Annotated in this window: 17 protein-coding genes; all 17 read left to right on the forward strand. The window is 32.7% G+C overall.

Annotated elements, in window-relative coordinates; genetic code table 11:
* Positions 1-15 precede the first annotated feature (15 nt).
* The 17 genes from MHB47_RS06955 to MHB47_RS07035 all read left to right on the forward strand — a co-directional run bounded on the left by MHB47_RS06955 (position 16) and on the right by MHB47_RS07035 (position 15,830).
* On the forward strand, positions 16-1,014 hold the full coding sequence (locus MHB47_RS06955; protein ID WP_340755837.1) for an NAD(P)H-dependent glycerol-3-phosphate dehydrogenase: 999 nt from the start codon (positions 16-18) through the stop codon (positions 1,012-1,014).
* A 168-nt stretch (positions 1,015-1,182) separates the two neighbouring features.
* Entirely contained in the window at positions 1,183-1,455 is a 273-nt protein-coding gene (locus MHB47_RS06960; protein WP_002483248.1) for an HU family DNA-binding protein, read from the forward strand.
* Positions 1,456-1,785: 330 nt separating this feature from the next.
* A complete protein-coding gene (locus tag MHB47_RS06965) occupies positions 1,786-2,355 on the forward strand; it encodes a heptaprenyl pyrophosphate synthase subunit A (RefSeq protein ID WP_340755839.1) in 570 nt (189 codons plus the stop codon).
* Between the two features lie 6 nt (positions 2,356-2,361).
* Entirely contained in the window at positions 2,362-3,063 is a 702-nt protein-coding gene (locus MHB47_RS06970) for a demethylmenaquinone methyltransferase (protein ID WP_002507567.1), read from the forward strand.
* A gap of 26 nt (positions 3,064-3,089) precedes the next feature.
* Positions 3,090-4,043, forward strand: coding sequence for a polyprenyl synthetase family protein (locus MHB47_RS06975; protein WP_340757287.1), 954 nt, complete (start codon positions 3,090-3,092; stop codon positions 4,041-4,043).
* A 139-nt stretch (positions 4,044-4,182) separates the two neighbouring features.
* Positions 4,183-4,632: a nucleoside-diphosphate kinase gene (gene ndk, locus MHB47_RS06980; protein ID WP_002507569.1), complete on the forward strand. Its 450-nt coding sequence runs from the start codon at positions 4,183-4,185 to the stop codon at positions 4,630-4,632.
* A gap of 418 nt (positions 4,633-5,050) precedes the next feature.
* Entirely contained in the window at positions 5,051-6,217 is a 1,167-nt protein-coding gene (gene aroC / locus MHB47_RS06985) for a chorismate synthase (protein WP_021339212.1), read from the forward strand.
* Between the two features lie 38 nt (positions 6,218-6,255).
* Complete coding sequence (gene aroB, locus MHB47_RS06990) at positions 6,256-7,323, forward strand: 3-dehydroquinate synthase (protein ID WP_002507571.1); 1,068 nt, start codon at positions 6,256-6,258, stop codon at positions 7,321-7,323.
* Positions 7,324-7,332: 9 nt separating this feature from the next.
* Positions 7,333-8,631, forward strand: a complete 1,299-nt coding sequence (gene aroA, locus MHB47_RS06995) for a 3-phosphoshikimate 1-carboxyvinyltransferase (RefSeq protein ID WP_340755841.1) — start codon at positions 7,333-7,335, stop codon at positions 8,629-8,631.
* A 4-nt stretch (positions 8,632-8,635) separates the two neighbouring features.
* Positions 8,636-9,883 carry a tetratricopeptide repeat protein gene (locus MHB47_RS07000; protein WP_021339210.1) on the forward strand — a complete coding sequence of 416 codons (1,248 nt, stop codon included), beginning with the start codon at positions 8,636-8,638 and terminating at the stop codon, positions 9,881-9,883.
* Between the two features lie 18 nt (positions 9,884-9,901).
* A complete protein-coding gene (locus tag MHB47_RS07005; protein ID WP_318421202.1) occupies positions 9,902-10,462 on the forward strand; it encodes a YpiB family protein in 561 nt (186 codons plus the stop codon).
* Positions 10,463-10,466: 4 nt separating this feature from the next.
* Positions 10,467-11,069 carry a DUF1405 domain-containing protein gene (locus MHB47_RS07010; RefSeq protein ID WP_340755845.1) on the forward strand — a complete coding sequence of 201 codons (603 nt, stop codon included), beginning with the start codon at positions 10,467-10,469 and terminating at the stop codon, positions 11,067-11,069.
* A 37-nt stretch (positions 11,070-11,106) separates the two neighbouring features.
* On the forward strand, positions 11,107-11,802 hold the full coding sequence (locus MHB47_RS07015) for a zinc metallopeptidase (RefSeq protein ID WP_002512429.1): 696 nt from the start codon (positions 11,107-11,109) through the stop codon (positions 11,800-11,802).
* 373 nt (positions 11,803-12,175) lie between these two features.
* Positions 12,176-12,493 carry a nucleotide pyrophosphohydrolase gene (locus MHB47_RS07020; protein WP_002512428.1) on the forward strand — a complete coding sequence of 106 codons (318 nt, stop codon included), beginning with the start codon at positions 12,176-12,178 and terminating at the stop codon, positions 12,491-12,493.
* A gap of 32 nt (positions 12,494-12,525) precedes the next feature.
* On the forward strand, positions 12,526-13,674 hold the full coding sequence (bshA, locus tag MHB47_RS07025) for an N-acetyl-alpha-D-glucosaminyl L-malate synthase BshA (RefSeq protein ID WP_340755847.1): 1,149 nt from the start codon (positions 12,526-12,528) through the stop codon (positions 13,672-13,674).
* Positions 13,667-14,872, forward strand: a complete 1,206-nt coding sequence (locus MHB47_RS07030) for a CCA tRNA nucleotidyltransferase (protein ID WP_340755849.1) — start codon at positions 13,667-13,669, stop codon at positions 14,870-14,872. Before bshA ends, MHB47_RS07030 begins: the two co-directional genes overlap by 8 nt.
* On the forward strand, positions 14,859-15,830 hold the full coding sequence (locus MHB47_RS07035) for a biotin--[acetyl-CoA-carboxylase] ligase (RefSeq protein ID WP_340755851.1): 972 nt from the start codon (positions 14,859-14,861) through the stop codon (positions 15,828-15,830). The genes MHB47_RS07030 and MHB47_RS07035 overlap by 14 nt, the downstream gene beginning before the upstream one ends.
* The last annotated feature ends 2 nt before the right edge of the window (positions 15,831-15,832 follow it).

A 15,832-nucleotide genomic window follows, 5' to 3' on the forward strand; every position in this document is an offset into this window, starting at 1 on the left:
TCGGAGGAGATATTCATGTCTAAAGTAACAGTCTTTGGTACAGGAAGTTTCGGTACAGCTTTAGCAAATGTTTTAGCTGAAAATGGACACCAAGTATTGATGTGGGGTAAAAATGAACAAACAATCAATGAAATTAATGAACAACACATCAATAGTAAATATTTAAAAACAGCTAAGATTAATGATTCAATCAAAGCAACATTAGATATTAAAGCTGCTATAAATTTTTCTGAAGTCTTTTTAATGGCATTGCCTACAAAAGCTATGAGAACAGTAGCGAGCGAAATTGATTCACTTTTATCAACTCCAAAAACATTTATACATGTAGCAAAAGGAATAGAAAATGATACTTATAAACGTGTCTCTGAAATGCTAGAAGATTCTATTTCAGCAGAACATAACGCAGGTATCGGTGTATTATCAGGTCCAAGTCACGCAGAAGAAGTTGTCATTAAACAACCAACGACAGTTGCTGCATCTTCTAAGTCACCTGAAGTAAGTGAATTAACACAAGACTTATTCATGAATGATTATTTACGTGTTTACACAAATGATGATCTTGTAGGCGTTGAATTAGGTGGCGCCTTAAAAAATATCATCGCTGTAGCAAGCGGTGTAATTTCAGGTATGGGCTTTGGTGATAATGCTAAAGCAGCACTCATGACAAGAGGTTTAGCTGAAATTAGCCGTTTAGGTGAAAAACTAGGTGCTGATCCTATTACTTTCTTAGGTTTAGGGGGCATTGGCGACTTAATCGTTACATGTACATCTACGCATTCTAGAAACTACACTTTAGGCTTTAAATTGGGTGAAGGAAAATCATTAGACACAGCGTTAGATGAGATGGATATGGTTGTCGAAGGTGTGTACACCACAAAATCAGTTTATCATTTAGCAAAAGCGCAAGATGTTGACATGCCAATAACGAATGCACTTTACAGTGTATTATTTGAAAACAGACCTGTAGATGAGAGTGTTAAAGATCTTATGGGCCGTGGAAAAAAATCAGAATAATGAAGCATTATTACACTTTTTAACAAATATATAGCAATTTGTTGTTAAAATCCTATTATTTCAACGTTTTCTGCGCATAAATCATTGCAGTTGCAGTATTCGTTGTGTTAAAGTCATACCATAATGATATTAAGTATCATTATAAACCCTAGGGGAGGTGAATTCATAATGAACAAGACAGATTTAATCAATGCTGTTGCAGAGCAAGCTGATTTAACTAAAAAAGAGGCTGGTTTAGCTGTAGATGCAGTATTCGAATCAATTCAATCATCACTTTCTAAAGGTGAAAAAGTACAATTAATTGGATTCGGTAACTTCGAAGTACGTGAACGTGCTGCTCGTAAAGGCCGTAACCCACAAACAGGTAAAGAAATTGATATCCCTGCAAGCAAAGTTCCAGCATTCAAAGCTGGTAAAGCATTAAAAGACGCAGTTAAATAATTCTTTACTAAAACTAAAGCCCTTTTATAAGGGGCTTTTTCTTTTTTTATACACTTTTAATCTAAGAACGTTAAACAATTTGCATTTATTTATACTTAATATGATATCATTCGATATAACGATGAAATAAATTAAATATTATAATTGTCACAGCGCTTAATATAAATTAAATTATACATACATAAGTCAAAAGATTAATCGTTTCATCACTCTAAAAATGTATTTGTACAAATACTTCATACATAAATATTTACCACTATAACTATCGTTGATTTTATTTTTCTCTATATAATGTTAATATGTATATGGATAATAACGTGAGGTGTGAACATGGAAACGACATTAAGCATATTAGAAAAACAAATTGTACATAGACTTAAAGGTATACATTATTATGAATCTATAGCTATTGATGAAAACTTAGCGCAAATTCTCGATTCATATGATATTCCTGAAGAAGCTAGATTGGCTTGCCTCACAATAGATACTGCGATGCGTCATTTAGACGAAGTTTCTACAACGTTATCGTCTAAAAAGTCTATTTTAATTGGTGACTTATTGAGCGCACATTTTTATACATTATTAGCAAAGTTAAACGCTCCAACTTATCAAAAAGAAATAAGTGCAGCAATCGTTGAAGTGAATGAAATGAAGTCGTCAATACATCACGATGCACTTACTAAAGAGAACATCAGTCAATATATATTAAAAGTTGAAAACCTATTTCCACTTATTACAATTCAACATTTTGCTCCTGATGCCAATCTTGAATTACTCAATGATAAATTATTAGCGAACTTAGCTAAAAAACATCCTTCTTATTTAAGTAAATTTTCTAAAAATGAATTAATTACATTTTTAGGTGAAATAAAGACTGAAATACATTCAAAAAAGAGGTAATTAACTATGGCAGATAATAAAGCAAAAAAAGAACAAGTACATGACGTTTTTCAAAATATTTCTGGCAAATACGATCGCCTAAATAATATTATTAGCTTTGAGCAACATAAGACTTGGAGAAAACGGGTTATGAAAGAAATGAACGTTAAACCTGGTAGTAAAGCTTTAGACGTATGTTGTGGTACTGCTGATTGGTCTATCTCACTCAGTAAGGCTGTAGGACCCACAGGCGAAGTCATTGGTGTAGATTTCAGTGAAAACATGCTCGAAGTCGGCAAAGGTAAAACACAAGATATGCATAATATACAACTTGTGCATGGCGATGCTATGAATCTACCATTTGAAGACAATGAATTTGATTATGTAACGATTGGGTTTGGTTTACGTAATGTACCTGACTATTTAGCTACACTTAAAGAATTATACAGAGTGCTTAAACCAGGTGGTATGGTTGTCTGTTTAGAAACTAGCCAACCTACAACACCAGTATTCAAACAAGGTTATAAACTCTATTTTAAATTTATAATGCCTATTTTCGGTAAAATTTTTGCAAAATCTAAAGATGAGTATGAATGGTTACAACAATCTACTTTTGATTTTCCAGATAAAGAAAAGTTAAAACGTCTGTTTACTCAAGCAGGTTTCAGTAATATAAAAATACGTAGCTTTACAGGTGGCGTTGCAGCGATGCACCTTGGCTATAAATAAAAATGAATCAACCAAAGGTGATTAACGTGTCAAAGTTAAACATGAATAGTGAAATAAAGAAAATCGAAAAGCGATTAGAACAATCTCTTATAAGCAATGATAAAGTACTAGAAGATGCTTCTTATCATTTGTTTTCTTCAGGTGGTAAACGCGTTAGACCTGCCTTTGTAATTTTAAGTAGCCAGTTTGGTAAAGAAATGAATGAGGATGTTTATCGTGTAGCTGTTGCCCTTGAATTAATTCATATGGCAACTTTAGTTCACGATGATGTCGTAGATAAGAGTGATAAACGTCGAGGAAGCTTGACTATAGCTAAAAAGTGGGATCAAAATACTGCTATTCTTGCCGGTAACTTTTTACTTGCATCAGCGCTTGAACATATTTCAAGCATTGAAGATAACCGTATTCATTCGGTGATTTCAAATGCCATCGTTGAAGTATGTATGGGGGAGCTATTTCAATTTCAAGATCAATTTAATGGTTATCAAACAATCACGAGTTATTTGCGCAGAATTAATCGCAAAACAGCATTACTGATACAATTATCTACAGAAGCAGGTGCGATTGCTTCTGGTGCTGATTTGAAAACAGTTCATAATTTAAAAATGATTGGTCATTATATTGGCATGAGTTTTCAAATTGTTGATGATATCCTCGATTTTACAAGTACAGAAAAAAAATTAGGGAAACCAGTTGGTAGTGATTTAATGAATGGTCATATCACTTTACCTGTATTATTAGAAATGAGAAAGCACCCAGAGTTTAAAGCACAAATACAACAACTTACTCCAGATGCAGATCAAGAGACGTTTGACTATTGTATCCAGCGCATTCAATCATCTGATGTTATACAAGAATCACAAGTAATCAGTGATAGATATTTAGAAAAAGCATTAAACCTACTTGATCAATTGGAAAGCGAAGCTGCTAAACCTTTATTTAAGAAATTAATTAAAAAAGTGGGGAAAAGAAATTTATAATTGTATGAAAAGCATTGAAAGCGCTTTAATTACCTGTTAATATATTAATGTATCTCAAAACATAATATTTTATTGATACATAGTCATGTACATTATTACTGTACAATTGATACATAACAAACAGGGGGATTCACACATTATGGAAAGAACATTTCTAATGATCAAACCAGACGCGGTACAACGCAATTTGGTAGGAGAAATCATTTCTCGTATTGAACGTAAAGGACTAAAACTTGTAGGCGGTAAATTTATGACTGTACCACAGTCACTTGCAGAAGAACATTATGCAGAACACACAGATAAACCGTTCTATAACAAATTGATTGACTTCATCACTTCTGCACCAGTTTTCGCTATGGTAGTTGAAGGTGAAGATGCAGTAAATATTTCGCGTCATATTATTGGTAAAACTAATCCATCTGAAGCTACACCAGGCACTATTAGAGGAGACTTAGGTTTAACTGTAGGTAGAAACATTATTCATGGTTCAGACTCGGTAGAATCAGCTAAAAAAGAAATTAACCTTTGGTTTAAAGCTGAAGAATTAAGTGATTATACTGGATCACGTGAAGCATGGTTATACGAATAACGTTAATTTCAATAAATCATAGGCTTTATGAAATGAATTATTAAAATAAAAAAAGCTAACTGAAAAATTCAGTTAGCTTTTTTTATTTTATGTTTAACATTTATTTATACAATATACTTAGTATAGTGTATAAAATATTCTTCTAATATATATAATGTTGTAGATGGAGAGTAAGAAATCAAATTTAACCTTTGCTTTCTTTTCCTCCTATTTAATAGATAATATTGGAAAATGTTAATATTTCTATATAAAATCTAAAGTTATTACTATAAAAAATATTCAAATGTTACACTTAAAACATGGAAGTTTTCATAAGATTCAATATTTGTAAATTTTTCTGTTAATTTGAACAATTGAATGTGATAAGATATAGAGAATATTATAATTTAAAGTACTAAAGGAACGGAGTGGGAAAAGTATGAGATATTTAACTTCTGGTGAATCACATGGACCACAGTTAACTGTAATTATTGAAGGTGTACCAGCAAATCTAGAAATCAACGTAGCAGATATTAATGAAGAAATGTTTAAGCGACAAGGTGGATACGGCAGAGGTCGTCGTATGCAAATTGAAAAGGATGCAGTTGAAATTGTTTCAGGAGTGCGTAATGGCTATACTTTAGGTAGTCCAATCACATTGATTGTTACAAATGATGACTTTACACATTGGAAGAAAATCATGGGTGCTGATCCAATAAGTGAAGAAGATCAAGACAATATGAAACGTGTAATTACTAAACCACGCCCTGGCCACGCTGATTTAATTGGTGGTATGAAATACAATCATAGAGATTTAAGAAACGTGTTAGAACGTTCTTCAGCAAGAGAAACGGCTGCACGTGTTGCAGTAGGTGCAGTTTCTAAAATTTTATTAAAACAATTAGATATTAACTTTTATAGTAGAGTGGTTGAAATTGGTGGCATCAAAGATGATATCGAATATGATCTTGAAACGATTAAAGCTAATATTGATAAAAATGATGTTCGTGTTGTAAATGATGAGATAGCCCAAGAAATTCGCGATAAAATTGACTCAGCTAAAAAAGCAGGCGATACAATCGGCGGTGTAGTTCAAACAATTGTCGAAGGCTTACCAGTAGGTATTGGTAGTTATGTACATTACGATCGTAAACTTGATGGTAGAATTGCCCAAGGCGTTGTAAGTATTAATGCATTTAAAGGGGTAAGCTTTGGTGAAGGGTTCAAAGCAGCTGAAAAACCAGGCAGTGAAATTCAAGATGAAATCTTGTATGATACTACAAATGGTTACTACAGAGGTTCAAATCATTTAGGTGGATTCGAAGGTGGTATGTCTAATGGTATGCCTATCGTGGTTAATGGTGTAATGAAACCAATCCCAACACTTTACAAACCACTAAACTCCGTTGATATTAATACAAAAGAATCATTTAAAGCATCTATTGAGCGTTCTGACAGCTGTGCTGTACCCGCAGCAAGTGTTGTAGTTGAGAATGTTGTAGCATTTGAAATTGCAAAAGCATTACTTGAAGAATTTCAAAGTAATCATATAGAGCAGTTAAAATCACAAATAGATGAGCGTCGTTTATTAAATATAGAATACTAAGTAGCAATTTAAAATTTATGAAGTGACTAGGTGAGCATATGAAATTAGAAACTACTTATACATCCAATAACTATCCAATTATTGTAGAACACCATGCATTAGATCAATTACATCAATATATAAATGATTATAAAGATGTTGTGTTGGTAGTTGATGAAACGGTAAATAATAATTGGAATGAAAAGATAGATTTTATCAGTTCTGAATATGGCGCACATAAACTTATCATTCCTTCTGGTGAAACGACAAAATCGTTAGCCTTTTATGAAGAAACGATTGAAGTATTACTCAGTAAACAATTAACACGTGATACTTGTTTAATCGCAGTTGGCGGTGGCGCTACTGGCGATTTTACAGGATTCCTTGCTGCAACCTTATTAAGAGGTGTAGATTTTATTCAAGTACCAACGACTATTCTTGCACATGATTCAAGTGTAGGAGGCAAGGTAGGTATTAATTCTAAACATGGTAAGAATTTAATAGGCGCCTTTTATAGACCTAATGCCGTTATTTATGATTTGAACTTTCTAACAACTTTACCCTATGGAGAAATTTTAAGTGGGTATGCAGAAGTTTATAAACATGCCTTATTGAGTGACATGGAAGCTGTACAAAATATTGAAACACAATACTCTGATCAGCCAGCACTCGCTTCGTTAAATGAAATTGAATATTATTTATTTAAAGGTATCCAAACGAAATTAAATATTATCGTCAAAGATGAAAAAGAATCCAATGTCCGTAAATTTTTAAATTTAGGTCACACATTTGGACATGCAGTTGAATACAACTTTAAAATCCCTCATGGCCATGCAGTGATGATAGGCATTATTTATCAATTTATTGTTGCTAATAAAGTTTTAAATAGAGATTTTGATATATCTCATTATTTTAATTATTTAGTCTCGTTAAATTACCCATTAGATATCATTAATGAATTTGAGTTTGAAACCTTATATCAACTCATGTTAAAAGATAAGAAAAATGATCAACAAGGGATTCAAATGGTATTATTGGATGGCATTGGCAATCCTGTGGTAAAACACATAGATAAGCCAACACTTCTACATGCATTCACAGATTTCCTAACATATTTTAAAAAGTAGGTGGATTTTTTGACAAACAGTAAAACAATTGATATTAACGGACCATTGATTGGTGAAATAGAAGTACCAGGAGATAAATCTATGACACATAGAGCCATTATGTTAGGTTCTCTTGCATCTGGCACCTCTACAATATATAAACCACTTCTTGGTGAAGATTGCCTGAATACAGTGGAAATTTTCCAACAATTAGGTGTTGAAATTACTGTTGGCGAAGATAAAATAGAAATTAATTCTCCTGGGTATAAACACTTCAAAACGCCTCATCAAGTACTTTATACAGGTAATTCTGGTACAACGACACGTTTGGTGGCTGGTCTGTTAAGTGGTTTAGGCATCGAAACTGTTATTTCAGGTGATGAATCTATTGGTAAAAGACCGATGGACAGAATTATGAAACCTTTAAGCTTAATGAACGCTAATATAACAGGCGTCGATAATAATTACACACCGCTAATCATTAAACCTGCACAAATTAACGGCATGTCTTATCAAATGGAAGTTGCGAGCGCACAAGTGAAAAGTGCAATTTTATTCGCCAGTTTGTTTGCAGAAGAGCCAACAACTGTTAAAGAAATAGGTACAACACGCAATCATACAGAAACGATGTTCCAACATTTCCATATTCCTATTACTACTGATGGGAAAACGATAGAAATGCCAAAACGAGGAATCGAACATATTCAATCCGTAGATTTTCATGTGCCAGGTGATATTTCTTCAGCAGCATATTTTATAGTGGCGGGCTTGATAACGAAAGACAGTGATATTACAATTCACAATGTTGGCATAAACCCAACACGTTCAGGTATTATAGATATCGTGAAACAAATGGAAGGGAACATTACGCTATTCAATCAAACAGATGGTCCAGAACCAACTGCTTCAATCCGCATACAATATTCACCTGATATGAAACCACTCCAAATTGATGGAGATTTAGTGCCAAGAGCAATTGACGAAATCCCAATTGTAGCATTACTATGTTCACAAGCTGAAGGTACAAGTATTGTAAAAGATGCAGAAGAATTGAAAGTTAAAGAAACAAATCGTATTGATACGACTGCGAATATGCTAAATTTATTAGGATTTATGTTACAACCAACAAGTGATGGTATGATTATACATCCTTCAACTTTGAAGCAAACAGCAACAGTCGATAGCTTTACTGATCATCGTATAGGTATGATGCTTGCTATTTCATCATTATTAACAGATGAATCGTTAACTATTAATCAATTTGATGCTGTAAATGTTTCTTTCCCAGGTTTCTTAACGAAGTTAAAACAATTAGAAAAAGAGGGATAAAAGTATGGAAGATATCTATAAACTCATAGACGATATCAACTTACAAAAATTAGATAACTTAGACACTCGTGTGAATGAAGCATTAAGTTCTCCAAAGGACGATGCACTTTTTATACTTGGTGAAACGTTATATAATTACGGTTTAATGCCTCAAGGGCTTGAAGTATTCCGTACGTTATACCATAAATATCCTGATGAAAGTGAACTACTTATCTACTTCATCGAAGGTTTAATGGCTGAGAATCAAACTGATGAAGCTTTAGAATATTTAAACCAAGTTGAATTATCAACTGAACGTTTAATGTTAGAAGCTGATTTATATCAACAATTAAATATGTTAGAAGTTGCGATAGATAAATTAGTCGACGCCATAGATATAGAACCAAATGATCCAATTATACACTATGCACTTGCTGAATTATTGTATTTTGACGGACAATACTTACGTGCAGTTTCTGAATACGAAACTGTGCTTGAAACAGGCGAATATCAAGTGAATGGCACAAATTTATTTTCTCGCTTAGCAGATTGTAGTTTGCAAAGTGGAAACTACAGTGATGCGATTAAAATGTTCGATGAAATCAATGAAGAAGAAATGGTTTCTGAAGATTACTTTAAAAAAGCGATTGCTTATGAAAAAAATGAGCTCTCTCAAGAAGCAATTAATTTAGTTCAAACACTATTATCTAAAGATCCTGACTTCTTACAAGGCTATTTTTATCTGCAACAACTTTATGAAAATGAACATAACCATGCAGAAGCCATTGAAATTGGTAAAGAAGGCTTGAGATTAAGTCAATTTTATAAAGAGTTGATGGTATCAACAGGCAGTATAGCAATTGAACATGGCGATGCTAATGAAGGTGTACAATTATTATTGCAAGCCTTAGAAGTTGATAATGCTTACCAAGAACCACTTTTAATCCTAAGTGATTTATATAGACAAGAAGAAGACTACGAGGCACTTATAGCATTATTGAAATATGTTGATGAAGAAGATTTAGATCCCGTGTTTATGTGGCATTTAGCATTTGCGTTAGGACAAGAGGAACGTGACAAAGAAGCACAACATTTCTTTGAATTAGCATATCCAACATTGCACACGCAATCTGCGTTTCTAAGTGATTATTATTTCTATCTAGTTGAAATCGGACAAATTGAACAAGCAAAAACAATGCTAAATCAATTACTGGAATTAGATCCAAGCAATGAAACATGGCATGATGAAGCAGAAAGATTATTATCTTTCTAGTCAAGGAAGGTGAGTAAGATGAGTAATACCCTACAACAAGTGAAAGCTAATTTCATTGAATATCTGCTTTTTCAATATCAGTTTAAATCTAGGATTAGTGTGTGGGTATTAAACTTAATTAAGTCTTCACCTGAGTTACTACAACAAATTCATTTTGTGGATGAACTCATTTCCGATCATCATATTTTGGAAATTGCTATGGAAGATACTGATCAACAAGGAATCAGGTTTACACTTAAAAACCAGCAGTTGATTAATAGTGATGAAATCTTCAATTATATAGCAAATGATGCTGTATCTTTTGATATCAAACTGCATTTTAGCAAAGCACAATCTCGAGAGACTCGTTTAGATGAATTATTATTAATGCAATTGTTACATTCACCATACTATGCTATGTATATGCAAGACATCTATAGTATCCCGCTCTCAAAGCAAAGTGAGTCCTCTATTATCACGCATTTACAAGATAATATTGATTTAAGTTTACAATTGCATGATAAAGCACTGTTTTATCAATTAACTCAAATCCTTAATACTTTTGAGTTAAGAAATGTAAATAAAACAATGAAGGATTGACCTTATGAATATAAAATCTTTATGGCATTTACTCATTTATAATAAAGGTGTACTTTACTTTCTGCTTATTTGTAATTTATTAGGCACGATATATGGTTATATATGGTATGGTAGTCAACTGAGTGTATCGAGTTGGCAGTTCATACCGTTTGTGCCAGACAGTCCAACCGCTTCATTATTTTTATGTATTGCATTAATTGGACTTATCGCAGGTAAGAACTTACCAATTATTGAAGCTTTAGCTTTTGTATCGCTGATAAAATATGGTGTATGGGCAGTTATTATGAACATCATTATGTTTATACAATACGACTCAGTTACAATTATTGGCTGTATGCTTATATTTTCTCACGGTATTATGGCTATAGAGGCATTTTTCTTTTACCCAAGATTTAAAATCACTATTCTTGCTTTTACTATTGCTGTGATATGGGTATTCCATAATGACATTATTGATTATGTATTTATGCAATATCCTTACTATGATTTCATTGCTAACCATGTTGAAGGTATTGCTTACCTCGCGTTTTGGTTAAGTGTCATACCTTTAGTGCTATATTTAAATTTAACTCGATTTAAAAAGGATAAAATATTTGACCATCATTAACGTTCACAGTAAAATGTTTATAAAGGAGTGAGGATTTTTGTCTTTTATCTATATGATTATATACTTTGTTATTCTAATGGTATTGCCTTTATGGGCGCAGCACAAAGTTAAGTCTAATTATGAAAAATATTCACAAGTAAGATCGACAAGTGGTAAGACAGGTCAAGAAGTTGCTATAGAAATACTTCATGCAAACGGCATTTATGATGTTGATGTCGTTGAAGGAAAAGGGTTCTTAACAGATCATTACGACCCTAGAAAAAAAGTTCTCGTGTTATCACCAGCTAACTTCAGTAGACCTTCAGTTGCTGGTACAGCAATTGCAGCCCACGAAGTTGGTCATGCGATACAACACGCAGAAGGTTATTTCTTCTTAAGATTCAGAACATCTTTAGTACCACTAGCTAACGTAGGTAGTTCAGTTGGTTACTTAGCAGTATTTGCAGGTATTATTTTAACTACTATGCAAAGTACTTTAGGTTCTACAGCATTATGGATTGGAATTGCATTCATGTCTCTTGCAGTATTATTCTCAATTGTTACACTACCAGTTGAATTTAACGCAAGTAGTAGAGCTATGAAACAAATAAAAAGCTTAGACATTGTTAATGAAAAAGAACACCGCCATGCTAAAAAAGTACTTACAGCAGCGGCAATGACTTATGTTGCTTCAACTGCAGTTGCATTAGCAGAGCTTGCAAGATTTATTCTTATTGCTAGATCAAGTGAATAATAATATAAATAAGGTTGAGACATATAATTATGTCTCAACCTTATTTTTTTTAGTGATCTTCGCAGGAGTGGGACGACGAAATCTTATTAGAAAAATTAGATTTCTGTCTTGCTTCCATTTTTGTTTAAACTGACATTTTTATTATTTCGGATTTAAATCTCACCAAAAAACACATCTAAGCAAAAATATTAATTTACTCACTTTTAAAAAGAAGTGGTTACTACTTAATTACGTGTAATAATGAAATAAACAAATTAAAACGATTATAGTCAAATAGTAAATAATATAACGGTTAACTATTGCAGGAATAATGCATGAAGCCTAAAATTAGTCTATACTATATAAGAAACCGTTAGAATGTGAGGCGTATATGATGAAGACTATGAAAAATATGCAAACTGAAGTGGATGACTATATTGGTCAATTTAAAACAGGGTATTTCTCTCCCTTAGCTAATCTTGCGCGATTAACTGAAGAAGTTGGTGAACTGGCAAGAGAGATTAATCACTACCATGGTGAGAAAAAGAAAAAAGAGACAGAAGACGAAAATACAATTAAAGCAGAACTAGGTGATAATTTATTCGTTTTATTATGTATTGCCAATTCTTTAGATATTGATATGACAGAAAGCTTTGATGAAACAATGAAAAAATTTAATACACGTGATAAAGATCGTTTTGAACGAAAATAATTTAATTTGAAATAGAAAGGGTGTCCCACCTTATGAAAATAGGCATTACTTGTTACCCATCTATGGGTGGTTCTGGAATCATCGCCACTGAATTAGGCATAAAACTTGCTGAACGTGGGCATGACATCCATTTTATTACATCTAATATACCTTTTAGAATACGCAAGCCATTACCAAATATCACGTTTCATCAAGTTGAAGTCAATCAGTATGCTGTTTTTCAGTATGCTCCTTATGACATAACTTTAAGTACTAAAATTGCTGAGGTTATCAATGAGTATGATTTAGATTTGTTACATATGCACTATGCAGTCCCTCATGCAGTTTGTGGTATTTTAGCAAAACACATGTCCAAAAAAGACATTAAAATTATGACTACATTGCATGGGACTGATATAACTGTACTAGGTTATGACCATTCTTTAAAAAACGCAATTAAATTTGGTATAGAAGAAAGCGATATGGTGACGAGTGTAAGCCAGTCACTCGCAAAACAAACTAATGATATCATTGAAACAGATAAAGAAATTATTCCAATATATAATTTTGTTCGGGAAAATGAATTTCCAACAAAACCCGATGTACAAACTGAAGAAGATGAACGATTAAAAGCTTGTTATGGAATTAAACCAGAAGAGAAAGTTTTAATTCATGTTTCAAACTTCAGAAGTGTAAAACGTATTGATACAATTATCGATACATTTGCAAAAGTACATAAATCTATGCCGTCAAAATTATTATTATTAGGCGATGGTCCAGAATTAATGGATATGAAACAAAAAGCACGTGATCTAAATATTGAAGATGAAGTTCTTTTTTTAGGAAAACAAAATTGGGTTAGTGAATTTTATCAAATTTCAGACTTAGTCTTACTACTAAGTGAAAAAGAAAGTTTTGGTCTAACACTACTTGAAGCAATGAAATCCGGAGTAGTGCCAATTGGATCTACGGCTGGTGGAATTAAAGAAGTCATTAAACATGAAGATACTGGTTTTTTAGTAGATGTAGGTGATAGTACAAGCGCAAGTGAGTATGCCTTAAAATTACTCACAGATGCAAAGCTTTATAAAACAATGCAAACACAAATGCTAGCAGACGTCTCAGAACGCTTTTCGTCTGACTTAATTGCAGATCAATATGAGTATTACTACAAAAAAATGTTAGAGGGTAACAATGACTAAAACATTATTCGAAGCGGCAAAACCAATTTTAGAAACTTTACAAAAACATCAGTACCAAGCATTTTATGTTGGTGGGGCAGTTAGAGATTACTTAATGCAAAAATCAATTCATGATATCGATATTACGACTAGTGCCACACCAGATGAAATTGAAGCAGTATTTGATAAGACCATTCCTATTGGTAGGGAACATGGTACGATTAATGTCGTCTATAATGGCGATCAATATGAAGTGACAACTTTTCGTGCTGAAGGTGAGTATGATGATCATCGTAGACCTAATGAAGTCTTTTTTGTAAGAGACTTATACGAAGACGTAAAACGAAGAGATTTTACAATGAATGCCATTGCTATGGATGTGAATTATCAAATCCATGATTACTTTGATGGACTAAAAGATATAGAACAGCGATTAATCAAGACAGTTGGAGATCCAGCAGAACGATTTAACGAAGATGCATTACGTATTATTAGAGGTTTGCGCTTTCAATCACAACTTGGGTTTACGTTGGAGAAAGCTACATTTAATGCTATGCATGCCCATATATCAGATATTGCGCATTTATCTATTGAACGTATCGTAATTGAACTTAAAAAATTAACATTAGGTCAATATGTGGCCCAAAGTTTCAATAATTTAAAGTACTTTAATGCATTTAATTATATACCATTTTTTAAAAGTTTTGACTTATCAAAATTCATATTAGAAGAATCAATATCATTATCAATGTTAATTGCATTCTTAAAAGCACAACAACCCGATGTTGACACACAGCTGTCAGATTTGAAAATTAGCAACAATGAAAAGAAATATATCACTAGACTCGAACGCATGTTACAACAAATGCCAGAAATCCAAAGCAAACAAAGTTTGAAGTTATTTGTTTATGATTTCGGAAAAGAAGATATACTACAAGTACTAAGTTATGAACGTATGCTCAATAGTAATAATATTATAAAAGTATCTCCATTGATTTTTAATGCAGCTTCCATCAATGAAATTAGCCAAAAGTTACCAATTTCATCAAGAAAAGAAATGGATATAAATGGTAAAGATATATTACAAGTATTAGATAAACCAAGTGGTGCATGGCTTAAACCCATATTACGTCAAGTTGAATGTGCCATACTATCAGGTGAGGTCAAAAACTTTAAACCAGAACTGCTAAAGTGGGTGAAAACACATGTCCAAGTATAGTAAAGATGTTGTTCAAATGTTATATCAGCACCAACCTGATTACATATCGGGTCAATTTATAGCAGAACAATTAAGCATTTCACGTACAGCTGTAAAAAAAGTAATAGATCAACTTAAATTAGAAGGGTGTCAGATTGAATCAGTGAATCATAAAGGGCATCGCTTAATCCAATTACCTGATAAATGGTATAGTGGCATTGTATTACCAATGCTAATAGCACAAAATGTATTTGATCATGTTGAAATATTAGAAAGTATTAATTCAACTCAATTACTGGCTAAACAAAAATTAGTAGGTAATACAAACACCTTTCTTATTTTAAGTGACGAACAAACACAAGGTAAAGGCCGATTCAATAGGCCTTGGTCCTCTTCCAAAGGAAAGGGCTTGTGGATGTCGATTGTTTTAAGACCTGATGTACCTTTTGAAATGATAACAAAATTTAATTTATTTATGGCTCTAGGCATAAGAGATGCGATACAACAGTTCAGTATCGATCCGGTTACCATTAAATGGCCAAATGATATTTATATAAATAAACAAAAAGTTTGTGGCTTTTTGACAGAAATGGTTGCGAATAGTGATGGTATTGAAGCGGTTATTTGCGGCATTGGTATTAATATGAACCATTTACAAGAAGATTTTAGTAATGAACTACAACAAAAAGCTACAAGTGTCCGCATTCATGCTGACGAAAAAATTAACCGCTACTATTTTTTACAATCGCTTGTAAGTCATATTGAATATCGATATAAACAATTTCTTGCAGAACCATTTTTAACTATTCGAGACGAATACATAGCAGCCTCGAATATTTGGAATAAAACATTAAGATTTACCGAGAATGGTAGACAATTCCACGGAGAAGCGCTCGATATTGATGAAGATGGTTTTTTACTTGTATTGGATGAAGAAAACAATCGACATCGTTTAATCAGTGCAGATATAGAATTTTAACC

The sequence above is a fragment of the Staphylococcus sp. FSL K6-3157 genome, from assembly GCF_038005145.1.
Lineage (GTDB): Bacteria > Bacillota > Bacilli > Staphylococcales > Staphylococcaceae > Staphylococcus > Staphylococcus equorum.